This window comes from Streptomyces sp. NPDC031497 (genome assembly GCF_055580905.1).
This window is the reverse complement of sequence record NZ_JBVIKO010000032.1, coordinates 94966-106625: the sequence shown is the minus strand read 5'-3', so window position 1 is coordinate 106625 and position 11660 is coordinate 94966. Positions and strand designations below refer to the sequence as shown.

The 11660-nt window shown below is 71.5% G+C and carries 7 protein-coding genes; 3 read left to right on the top strand and 4 right to left on the bottom strand.

Annotation, left to right across the window (positions count from 1 at the left end; genetic code table 11):
• The first annotated feature begins 181 nt into the window (after positions 1 to 181).
• Complete coding sequence (locus tag ACZ5K7_RS41990; protein WP_351700639.1) at positions 182 to 451, top strand: hypothetical protein; 270 nt, start codon at positions 182 to 184, stop codon at positions 449 to 451.
• A gap of 221 nt (positions 452 to 672) precedes the next feature.
• Here ACZ5K7_RS41990 and ACZ5K7_RS41985 read toward each other — a convergent pair whose 3' ends face one another.
• The gene (locus ACZ5K7_RS41985) at positions 673 to 1437 is read right to left on the bottom strand and encodes a response regulator transcription factor (RefSeq protein WP_450972239.1); all 765 of its coding nucleotides are present in this window, start codon (positions 1435 to 1437) and stop codon (positions 673 to 675) included.
• A 505-nt stretch (positions 1438 to 1942) separates the two neighbouring features.
• On the opposite strand from ACZ5K7_RS41985, the gene ACZ5K7_RS41980 reads away from it, so the two are divergent.
• On the top strand, positions 1943 to 3838 hold the full coding sequence (locus ACZ5K7_RS41980; protein ID WP_468922600.1) for a 2-oxoacid:acceptor oxidoreductase subunit alpha: 1896 nt from the start codon (positions 1943 to 1945) through the stop codon (positions 3836 to 3838).
• Positions 3828 to 4853 carry a 2-oxoacid:ferredoxin oxidoreductase subunit beta gene (locus ACZ5K7_RS41975; protein ID WP_468922597.1) on the top strand — a complete coding sequence of 342 codons (1026 nt, stop codon included), beginning with the start codon at positions 3828 to 3830 and terminating at the stop codon, positions 4851 to 4853. Before ACZ5K7_RS41980 ends, ACZ5K7_RS41975 begins: the two co-directional genes overlap by 11 nt.
• Before the next feature lie 121 nt (positions 4854 to 4974).
• Here ACZ5K7_RS41975 and ACZ5K7_RS41970 read toward each other — a convergent pair whose 3' ends face one another.
• The 3 genes from ACZ5K7_RS41970 to cobT form a co-directional block, all read right to left on the bottom strand.
• The gene (locus ACZ5K7_RS41970; RefSeq protein WP_468922594.1) at positions 4975 to 5874 is read right to left on the bottom strand and encodes a TrmH family RNA methyltransferase; all 900 of its coding nucleotides are present in this window, start codon (positions 5872 to 5874) and stop codon (positions 4975 to 4977) included.
• Positions 5875 to 5974: 100 nt separating this feature from the next.
• The gene (gene cobA, locus ACZ5K7_RS41965; protein ID WP_468922592.1) at positions 5975 to 7234 is read right to left on the bottom strand and encodes a uroporphyrinogen-III C-methyltransferase; all 1260 of its coding nucleotides are present in this window, start codon (positions 7232 to 7234) and stop codon (positions 5975 to 5977) included.
• 490 nt (positions 7235 to 7724) lie between these two features.
• Positions 7725 to 11465: a nicotinate-nucleotide--dimethylbenzimidazole phosphoribosyltransferase gene (gene cobT / locus ACZ5K7_RS41960; RefSeq protein ID WP_468922589.1), complete on the bottom strand. Its 3741-nt coding sequence runs from the start codon at positions 11463 to 11465 to the stop codon at positions 7725 to 7727.
• Positions 11466 to 11660: the final 195 nt, after the last annotated feature.

Genomic DNA, 11660 nt, shown 5'->3' with positions numbered 1-11660 from the left:
GACCGAAGAACATCCCCACCCCTTATGTCTAGCAGGTTGCTTTTTTAAACTTTCACAGCCACACCTCTCCACCCCCCCCCCCCCCCCCCCCCCCCCCCCCCCCGTTACCCCCCCCCCCCCCCCCCCCCCCCCCCCTCCCCTCCCCCCCCCCTCCCCGCCGACGTCTTGGGGAGAGGAACCAATGACAGCAGAGGAAAACACCACGGTCGACGCCTCCCGGATGCCGGCCGCCACCTCCTGGCGCATCACCAGCGGCGCTCCCACGGCCGAGGAGCTCGCCGCGGTCGCGGTCGCGCTCTCCACCGTCCTCACCGCGCGCACCGTCCAGGCGGTGCGGGAGACGGACCCGGACCTTCGGAACAAGGCCCCTTGGCCACTGTCCTCGACCAGGCGCAGGACGGCCACTTCATGGGCAGCCGGCCCACTGCCGGGGTGGCGCGGCGCGGCATGAGGACGCCCCGCCAAGGAGGCCTTCGTGGACTGGTCGGTGATCCCGTCGGCACTTCACGACGGGCCCGGAAGGGGAGGAGCGCCGGTCGCCGTTGACCGGACGTCCTCGAATTCAACCTTTGATCCGAAAGTCCCCGAGTGGGGTACGTCCCGAAATCAAGGTGAATCCCGTAGAAGGGACAGTCATCACCCGGGGTGCCCCCGGATGACCGCCGCAATGGATCAGGCGTGCCCCATGCGGAATCCGACACCGCGGGCCGTGATGATCCAGCTACTCGATCCCAGCTTGCTCCGCAAGCTGCTGACATGCGTGTCGATGGTGCGCCCCGGCTCCGACCGGGAATCCCTCCAGACCTGCGCCATGATCTGCTTGCGGGTAACGACGCTACCCGGACGCGAGGCGAGCAGATACAGCAGATCGAATTCCTTGCGTGTCACCTCGACCGGCTGGCCGTCGAGGCTGATCTGCCGAGCGCCCGGGTCGATACCGAGCGGACCGACGGTAATGGCCTCTTCGACGGAAACCGGTTGCCGCAGAGCCCGGCGCATGACTGCCTCGATCCGGGCGATCAGTTCGGCGAGACTGTAGGGCTTGGTCACGTAGTCGTCCGAACCGGCGCGCAGACTGAGCACCCGGTCCAGTTCCGAGTCACGAGCCGTGACGACGATGATCGGGACGTCGCAGACGGCGCGGATGCTGCGGCAGAGTTCGACCCCCTCGAGGTCTGGCAGGTCCAGGTCGACGAGGAGCAGATCGACGTTCCGGTACTTCTGCAGCGCCTGCGCCCCGGTCGGCACGCTCTCCGCCTGGAACCCGTGCCGGGACAGGTTGCGGATAAGCGCTTTCGCGACCTGAGGCTCGCTCTCGACAGTGAGCACGCGTATCGCCTTGCGAGCCCGCTTCGCCTCGGCCCTGACGGGCGCACCCCGCCCGGCAAGTTGCTGCGGAATGCGCGGTTCTACAAGCCTTATGGACTGATGCCCCATCCGTGAAATCCCCCATATTCATCTGATAAAGCGGAGCGTCGCGCCAAGCCATAGAGGGTACGGTCTCTGTACAGGGTACAGACCGAGCAGTCGACCCGTCAAAGAATCAATGGCCCACGCCAGCGAATAAAGGAAATCGGGAAACGCCGCCGAAACAAAATGGAATTCACCCCGAAGAAACCTCACTCAGGCGAAGGCCGGTCACGCACCGCCCGGTTTCTGTCGATTTCGCAGGCGACATAACGCCCGACATACCCCGTTCAACTGGCCAACCAGCCCCCCGTGCATGGCCGCATAAGACACTCTTGATACATCGTACACGTGCGTGCGTACGATGTATACGTGTGTCAGGTCACCCTGACCCGGACCGAGAACCATACGGTCTCGGCCCAAAAGCGCACACTATCGAGACACTTTATGAAGAAGCAGAGATGAATCGGCCAGCTTATGGCCGACACGCGCCTGACCTGATCTTGACATCGCCCCAGGGAGAGGGAACGAGTACATGACCCCAGCAGATGCGGTGAGTCGTGAGGCATCGGGAGCGAAGGAGGTCCGCCGACTGGACCGGGTGATCATCAGGTTCGCGGGGGACTCCGGAGACGGCATGCAGCTCACCGGTGACCGGTTCACCGCGGAGACGGCGTCGTTCGGCAACGACCTGTCGACGCTGCCCGACTTCCCGGCCGAGATCCGCGCTCCCGCCGGCACCCTGCCCGGGGTGTCGTCGTTCCAGCTGCACTTCGCCGACCACGACATCCTCACCCCCGGTGACGCGCCGGACGTGCTCGTGGCGATGAACCCGGCCGCGCTGAAGGCGAACGTCGGCGACCTGCCGCACGGCGCGGAGATCATCGTCGACACGGACGAGTTCACCGGGCGGGCGGTGCGGAAGGTCGGCTACGACGGCGACCCGCTCGAAGACGGCTCGCTGGACGGCTACCGCGTTCACTCGGTGCCCCTGACCACGCTGACGGTGCAGGCGCTGAAGGAATTCGACCTGTCCCGCAAAGAAGCCGAGCGCAGCAAGAACATGTTCGCGCTGGGGCTGCTGAGCTGGATGTACCACCGCCCCACCGAGGGCACGGAGAAGTTCCTGACCGCCAAGTTCGCCAGGAAGCCCGTCGTCGCGGCGGCGAACATCGCCGCGTTCCGGGCGGGGTGGAACTTCGGCGAGACCACCGAGGACTTCGCCGTCTCCTACGAGGTCGCTCCGGCCGCAACCGCCTTCCCGACCGGCACCTACCGCAATATCTCGGGCAACCTGGCGCTGGCGTACGGCCTGGTCACCGCGGGCCGGCAGGCGGATCTGCCGTTGTTCCTCGGGTCGTACCCGATCACTCCGGCCTCCGACATCCTGCACGAGCTGTCCAAGCACAAGAACTTCGGCGTGCGCACTTTCCAGGCCGAGGACGAGATCGCGGGGATCGGCGCGGCACTGGGCGCGGCCTTCGGCGGCTCGCTCGCCGTCACCACCACCTCCGGTCCGGGCGTGGCCCTGAAGTCGGAGACCATCGGGCTCGCCGTCTCTCTCGAACTGCCGCTGCTGATCGTGGACATCCAGCGCGGCGGGCCGTCCACCGGGCTGCCGACCAAGACCGAACAGGCCGATCTGCTCCAGGCGATGTACGGCCGCAACGGCGAGGCCCCCGTCCCGGTGGTCGCGCCCCGCACACCCGCCGACTGCTTCGACGCGGCACTGGAGGCGGCCCGGATCGCGCTCACGTACCGGACGCCGGTGATGCTGCTGTCGGACGGCTACCTGGCCAACGGGTCCGAGCCCTGGCACATCCCCGAGCTGGACGAACTCCCGGACCTGACCGTGCGGTTCGCCCAGGGCCCGAACCACACCCTCGACGACGGCACCGAGGTCTTCCGGCCGTACAAGCGGGACCCCCGGACCCTGGCCCGCCCCTGGGCCGTTCCCGGGACTCCGGGGCTGGAGCACCGCATCGGCGGCATCGAGAAGGAGGACGGGACCGGGAACATCTCCTACGACCCGGCCAACCACGACTTCATGGTGCGCACCCGGCAGGCCAAGATCGACGGCATCGACGTCCCCGGCCTCGATGTCGACGACCCGCGCGGCGCCCGCACCCTGGTACTGGGCTGGGGCTCCACCTACGGGCCCATCACGGCGGCGGTACGACAGCTGCGTGCGGCCGGCGAATCGATCGCGCAGGCCCACCTGCGCCATCTCAACCCGTTCCCGGCCGACCTCGGCGACGTTCTCGCCCGGTACCGGCGGGTCGTCGTACCCGAGATGAACCTGGGGCAACTGGCGATGCTGCTGCGCGCGAGGTACCTGACCGACGTGCGGTCCTTCACCCAGGTCAACGGCATGCCGTTCAAGGCTGAACAACTGGCTCGCGTGTTGGAGGAGGCGCTTCGTGAAGACTGAACTCAAGTTCCGGGCGAAGGACTTCAAGTCAGAACAGGAAGTGCGCTGGTGCCCCGGCTGCGGTGACTACGCGATCCTCGCGGCCGTCCAGGGCTTCATGCCGGAGCTGGGGCTGGCGAAGGAGAACATCGTCTTCGTCTCCGGCATCGGCTGCTCCTCCCGCTTCCCGTACTACATGAACACCTACGGCATGCACTCCATCCACGGCCGGGCGCCGGCGATCGCCACCGGGCTGGCGACCAGCCGGCGGGACCTGTCGGTGTGGGTGGTCACCGGCGACGGCGACGCGCTGTCCATCGGCGGCAACCACCTCATCCACGCCCTGCGCCGCAACGTCAACCTGAAGATCCTGCTCTTCAACAACCGGATCTACGGGTTGACGAAGGGCCAGTACTCGCCGACCTCCGAGGTCGGCAAGATCACCAAGTCGACGCCGATGGGCTCACTGGACGCCCCGTTCAACCCGGTGTCGCTGGCGATCGGCGCGGAGGCGTCCTTCGTGGCCCGCACCATCGACTCCGACCGCAAGCACCTCACCGAGGTACTGCGCGCGGCCGCCGCCCACCCGGGCACGGCCCTGATCGAGATCTACCAGAACTGCAACATCTTCAACGACGGCGCCTTCGACGCCCTCAAGGACAAGCAGTCGGCGGACGAGGCGGTGATCCGCCTGGAGCACGGGCAGCCCATCCGCTTCGGCACCGACGGCACACGCGGAGTCGTACGCGACCGGCTGACCGGTGACCTGACGGTGGTCGACGTGACCCCGGAGAACGAGGCCGACGTCCTGGTCCACGACGCGCGCTCCGCCTCCCCGACCGCCGCCTTCGCCCTCTCCCGCCTTGCCGACCCCGACACCCTGCACCACACCCCCATCGGCGTCTTCCGGTCCGTCGAACGGCCGGTCTACGACACCCTGATGGCCGAGCAGCTCGACACGGCGATCGAGCAGCACGGCAAAGGCGACCTGGCCGCACTGCTCGCGGGCGGCGACACCTGGACCGTCGTCGGCTGACGGAAACCGGTGGCCTCTGACAGGGCCGGGCCTCCGTCACAGGAGGCCCTTTCCGGGGCGAAGCCACGGGCAGCGGTGAACCGGACAGACTGCCGCGCCGGGAACAGCCCCTCTGCGGGGGTCAGTCAGATCCCGGCCGGGTGGCGTAGAAGGCGACAGCAGAGGCAGCGGCCACGTTCAGCGAGTCGACACCGGCATCCATCGGAATGCGCACATGCTCGTCGGCCGCCCGCAGCGCTCCGGCCGACAGCCCCTCCCCCTCCGTGCCCAGCATCAGGGCCAGCTTCTCGTAACGGCGGGCGGCGAGTTCGTCGAGAGTGATGGACCGCGCCGAGAGACAGAGCGCCGCGAGCACGAAGCCGTGCTTGCGGATGACATCGGCGTCACGCGGCCATGACTCGAACCTGGCGTACGGGACGGCGAGGACGGCCCCCATGGACACCTTCACGGCCCGCCTGTAGAGAGGGTCGGCACAGCGTGGGGTGAGGAATACGGCGTCCACCCCGAGAGCCGCCGCGTTACGGAAGGCCGCACCCAGGTTTGCGTGGTCAACGATGTCCTCGAAGATCGCGATACGGCGGTGGTCGGCACGCTCCTGCAGACCCGGAGGCAACACCGCGCCGATGTCCGTGTGGTCGCCGACCGGCTCCGTGACGCCGACCGGGCGGGTGGTGCTCAGCAGTTCGGTCGCCGTCGGCAGCGGTTTGCGCTGCATGGAGGCGAGCGCGCCGCGGTGCACGTGGTAGCCGGTGACCTTCTCGGCGAGCTCCGGGCTGACCGCGTAGACGGGGGCCGGGAGCTCGTCGATGACATCACGCATGACGTCGACCCACTTGGCGGACAGCAGCATCGAACGCATCTCGTAGCCCGCGTCCTTCGCCCTGCGGATGACCTTCTCGCCCTCGGCGATGAACAGGCCCTCGGCCGGCTCGCGCTTGCGGCGCAACTCGACGTCGGTCAGGCCCGTGTAGTCGCGCAGGCGCGGGTCGTCGGGGTCCTCAACGGTGATGAGTTCGGCCACAGGGTGATACTGCCTTGTCCTGGGTGTGGTGCCAACGGGCTGGAACGGGTTGTGTTACCCGGGGTTACGCCGGTGCGTCTCCGGCGGACCGAGCCGGTGCCTATCCGGCGGACGGAGCCGGTGCCTCTCCGGCGGACGGATGCGGGCCGACGTTCACGACCTCGCCGATGACGATGACCGCCGGGGGCTTCACGTCCTCCGTGCGGACGACCTCCGCCACCGTGGCAAGGGTCGCGTCGACCCGGCGCTGGGCGGCCGTCGTGCCCTCCTGGACCAGGGCGACCGGGGTGTCAGGGGACTTGCCGTGGGCCACCAGGGTCTCGGCGATCTGCCCGATCTTGTCGACGCCCATCAGGATCACCAGGGTCCCGGTGAGCTTCGCGAGGGACGGCCAGTCGGCGAGCGACCGCGCGTCGTCCGGCGCGACATGGCCGCTGACCACGGTGAACTCATGCGCGACCCCCCGGTGCGTGACCGGGATACCGGCCGCGCTCGGCACCGAGATCGAGCTGGAGATACCGGGCACGACCGTGCAGGGGATTCCGGCCTCGGCGAGCGCCTGGACCTCCTCCATGCCCCGGCCGAAGACATAGGGGTCGCCGCCCTTGAGTCGTACGACCGACTTGCCCTGCTTGGCGTGCTCGATCAGGGCGTTGTTGATGGCCTCCTGGGCCATGTAACGGCCGTACGGGATCTTCGCCGCGTCGATCACCTCGACGTGCGGCGGGAGTTCGGCGAGCAGGTCGCGAGGGCCGAGGCGGTCGGCGATCACCACGTCGGCCTCGGCGAGCAGACGGCGGCCGCGCACCGTGATCAGGTCGGGGTCGCCGGGGCCGCCGCCGACCAGGGCGACGCCCGCGTGGCGCGTGCGGTGGTGCGGGGCGACGAGGGTGCCGTCGCGCAGGCCCTCCACGACCGCGTCCCGAATGGCGGCGGTGTGGCGGGGGTCGCGGCCCCGGGCGTCGGTGGTGAGCACGGCGACCGTGACGCCCTCGCTGTGACCGGTGGCCGGGGTCCAGGCGGTGGCCTGGTCGGCGTCGTCGGAGCGGACGCACCAGACGCGGTGGCGCTCGGCCTCGGCGGAGGCGGCGGAGTTGGCGTCGGGGTCGCTGGTGGCGATGAGGGCGTACCAGGCGTCGGTGAGGTCGCCGTCCTGGTAGGGGCGCCGCACCCAGGTGATCTCACCGGCGTCCGCCATGGCCTCGACGGAGGGGGTGGCCTCGGGGGATACGAGCGTGACGGCGGCGCCGGCCGCGATGAGCGCGGGGAGGCGGCGCTGGGCGACCTGGCCGGCGCCGAGGACGACCACCTTGCGGCCGGCGAGGCGGAGGCCTACGGGGTAGGCGGGGTGTTCGGCCATGCGGGTGCGACTCCCTGGTGTGGCGGCGGTGCGATGCCCTGACGTGCAGATTTTACGGGGCGCGGGATTGCGGCGGCTCAGGTGCCCGGGTACTGGGCAGGGTGGCCGGGTGCGGGTGCGTGGTCCGTGCCCACCCGTTCCGCCCTGCGGAACGCCCGCCCACGAACCACACTGCGGTTGACGCCCCCGCAGGGCGGTCCCTCCGGGCCACGATGCGGTTGGCGCCCCGGCAGGCCGGGCCGCCCAGACCACGAAACGCCCGCGCCGGACGGGCCGCCCAGACCGCGAAAACGCCCGACACCCCCGCAGGCCCAGCCGCCCAGACCACGAAACGGTTACCGCCCCCACCGGACGGGCCGCCCGGGCCACGGCGACCCGTTGTCGGTGTGGAGCGCATCGCGCAGGCTGTGGTTGGTCACCCGGGCCAGGTCCCGGCCCGCGCGGCGCCGCACTGCCACTGTTCGCTTCGCGTCGGCGCGGGAGGGACCCGCTACTTCTCGGTCACGCCCGCCGAGTCGAACGTGGCCACCTCGTGCATCGCCCTCGCCGTGCTCTGCACCAGGGGAAGTGCCAGCAGCGCGCCCGTGCCCTCGCCCAGACGGAGGTCGAGGTCGACCAGGGGGCGCAGGCCCAGCTTGTTGAGGGCGGCGACGTGGCCGGGCTCCGCGCTGCGGTGGCCCGCGATGCACGCGGCCAGGACCTCGGGGGCGATCGCGCGGGCCACCAGGGCCGCGGCGCCCGCGCTGACGCCGTCCAGGATCACCGGCGTGCGCAGCGACGCGCCGCCGAGCAACAGGCCCACCATCGCCGCGTGTTCGAAACCGCCGACCGCGGCGAGGACGCCGATGGGGTCGGCCGGGTCCGGCTGGTGGAGGTCCAGGGCGCGGCGGACGACCTCGGTCTTGCGGGCGAGGGTCTCGTCGTTGATGCCGGTACCGCGGCCGGTGACCTCGGCGGGGTCGGCCCCGGTGTAGACGGAGATGAGTGCGGCGGACGCCGTGGTGTTGGCGATGCCCATCTCACCGGTGAGCAGGGCCTTGTTGCCGGCCGCCACCAGGTCGCGGGCGGTCTCGATGCCCACCTCGATGGCCTGCTTGGCCTCTTCGCGGGTCATGGCCGGCCCGGTCGTCATGTCGGACGTGCCCGCGCGGACCTTGCGGGGCAGCAGGCCGGGTGTCGCCGGGAGTTCGGAGGCGACGCCGACGTCCACCACGCACACCTCGGCGCCCACCTGGGAGGCGAACGCGTTGCACACCGCTCCCCCGCCGAGGAAGTTGGCCACCATCTGGGCGGTGACCTCCTGCGGCCAGGGGGTGACGCCCTGGGCGTGCACCCCGTGGTCACCGGCGAAGATCGCGACGGCCGCGGGCTCCGGGATCGGCGGCGGGCACTGCCGGGACAGGCCGGACAGCTGGGCGGAGATGATCTCCAGCATGCCGAGCGCACCGGCCGGCTTGGTCATCCGCTTCTGCCGCTCCCAGGCCTCGCCGAGCGCCTTGGCGTCCAGCGGGCGGATCCCGGCGACTGTCTCGGCGAGCAGGTCGTGCGGGTCCTCGCCGGGCAGGGCACGGCGGCCGTACGTCTCCTCGTGCACCACCCAGGACAGCGGGCGCCGCTTGGACCAGCCGGCCTGCATCAGCTCGGGCTCGTCCGGGAACTCGTCGACGTATCCGACGCAGAGGTAGGCGATGACCTCCAGGTGCTCGGGCAGGCCGAGCGCGCGGACCATCTCTCGCTCGTCGAAGAAGCTGACCCAGCCGACGCCGAGGCCTTCGGCGCGGGCGGCGAGCCAGAGGTTCTCGACGGCGAGGGCGGCGGAGTACGGCGCCATCTGCGGCTGGGTGTGCCTGCCGAGGGTGTGGCGGCCGCCCCGGGTCGGGTCGGCGGTGACGACGATGTTGACCGGGGTGTCGAGGATGGCCTCGATCTTCAGTTCCTTGAACTGCTTCGCGCGGCCCTTGGGGAGGGACTTGGCGTAGGCGTCGCGCTGGCGCATGGCCAGTTCGTGCATGCTGCGCCGGGTGTCGGCGGACCGGATGACGACGAAGTCCCAGGGCTGGGAGTGGCCGACGGAGGGCGCGGTGTGGGCGGCCTCCAGGACACGCAGCAGCACCTCGTGCGGGATGGGGTCGCCGCGGAAGCCGTTGCGGATGTCACGGCGTTCACGCATGACCTTGAGGACGGCCTCGCGCTCGGCGTCGTCGTAGGCGGGTGCGGCCGGGCCGGTGGACTGACGTGCTTCTGCCACGGGGGCCGTGCTCTCTTCCTGGTCGGCGGCCCTGGTGTCCAGGTCCTCCGCTTGCTGTACGACATCGGGGTGGTGCTCCGCCACCGGGCCGGGCTCGGCCACGCGGGGCGCCGGGACGGTAGCGGCCGGTTCCGGCACGGTCTCGCCCTGGTCCTGGGCGGGAAGGACCAGCGGGTGCGGCGGGGTCGGGGCGAGGTGCGGGGTGGTCGGCACCAAGCCGTCGACGGCGACGAACTCGCCGAGCGGCTGCTCGGGCGCGGACTCTGCCGGGAACGTCGTGTCCAGGGGCTCCTGGACCGCCGGGGTCTCCTCCGGCTGGGCCGCGGGGGTGGGCGGGGTGCCCTGGGTCTGGGGGCCGGCGGGGGGCTGGGCCGGCAGCGGCTCAGGGACGGCAGCGGTCTCCGCCGGCGGCACGGCAGCCGCCGCGGGGAACTCGGCGGGGGCCGCGAGGGCCACGGCGTCCGGCGGGGGCTGCTCGGCCTCGGCGGCGGCGAGGGGCTCCGGCGGCTGCGGGGCCTCGGCGACGGCTGCGGGGGCTGCCGGGGCGGGGGCGGCCGGGGCGGGTGCCTCGACGACCGCCTCCTCGGGCTGCACGGGCACGGGCGGCGCGAGCGGCGCGGCGGCCACCGGCTGACCGGGCTCGGCCAGGACGGCTTCCGGAGTGGGAGCGGACTCGTGCGCGACCGCCTCCGGTACCGGTACGGACTCGGGTACGACGGTCTCCGCGGCCTGCGCGGGTACGGCCGGTTCCACGACCTGGGGCTCCGGCGCGACCGGCGGCACGGGGTGCACCGGCGGGGACAGCACCGGCTCGGCCGTCATGGTCTGGGCGGCCGGTTCCGGAACCGCCGGCTCCATGAGCTGATGCGCGGCCTCCGCCACGGGCACGGCCTCAGGCTCGGCCACCGCGCCAGGAGCAACCCCGGCACCGGGCGTCGGCATGGCGCCCTGACCCTCAAAGGCCTCGGCGGCCTCGGCGGCCTCGGGAACCTCCGGGACCTCCGGGACCTCCAAAACCTGCGGGGCCGCCGGAACCGCCTCGACCACCGCAGCGGCCTCCGGAGCCGCCTCCGGCACTCCACCCGGCACCGCACCCGTCACAGATCCAGGAGCACCGTCCGCAACCTCGGCGGCCTGCGGCACCACCGGCCCGGCCACGGCCACCGGAACGCCCCCGTCGACCGGCTGGGCCGCGCCTTCCGGACCGTACGCGCTCTCGGGCCACACCCCGGGCGCCGCCGGTGCCTGCTGCTCCGCCGGGACACCCGCGACGTCCGCCGCCACGGACTCCTGCGCGTGGGCCGCGGGATCCGCGACGGCCACGGGAGCGAGGGGAGCAATCGTCTCCGGTGCCGGAACAACCGTTTCCGCAGCCGGGGCCTGTGCGGCCACCTGTGCCACCGGAGCGGCCTGCGCGACAGCCCCCGGCACCGCGGTCCCCGGCACCGCCGTCTGCGGCGCGCCCCAGGGTGCGGCGGACTGCGGCGCGGCATCGCCCGACGGCTGGGCGTCGAGGTACTCGGGCCCGGCCGTCGGCAGGCCCGGCTGCCGGACCGGCGTGCCGGCCGGGCCACGGTCGGCGAGGGATCGGACCGGACTGGCGGAGGTGTCGGGGATCGGCGGACCGAGGTGCAGCGGGCGGCGCGGGGCCGGGGCGGTCGTCGGATCGTGGGGCACGGAGAGGATCGGGGACGCCGGTACCGAACTGGGCAGCCGGACGGCGGTGAGGTCGACCGAGCCGCTGTCCCGGCCGTCCGTCTCGTGCGGACCGGGCTCGTGGACGGTCTCGACGACCGGCTCGGGGGCCGGCGGCGGCACTTCGTTGCCCCAGGCGCCCTGGGCGCCCGGCAGCAGCAGGTCTTCGTCCTCGGCGGGCGACTCGGAGAGGTAGGTGTACGCGCCGTGCGCGGGAACGCCCGGCTGTTCCACCATGCCTGCGCTCTCCGGCAGTCCCTCGCCCGGGACCTGGCCGGTGTCCGTCATGCGTACCCCTCGCCCATCGGTTAGTGCCTTCTACGACCAGCTCACTCGGGGCGGCGCACCGACCGTCCCGCAGTGAAGAACGAGCGTGCGTGCCCAGCGGCACGAACGACCCGCCGGAAAAGGCGACAAAGCCATTCAGTGGCATTGTCCCGGCCGTTCGACCGTCGCGACAGCGTGATCCGCGACAGCCCGCTG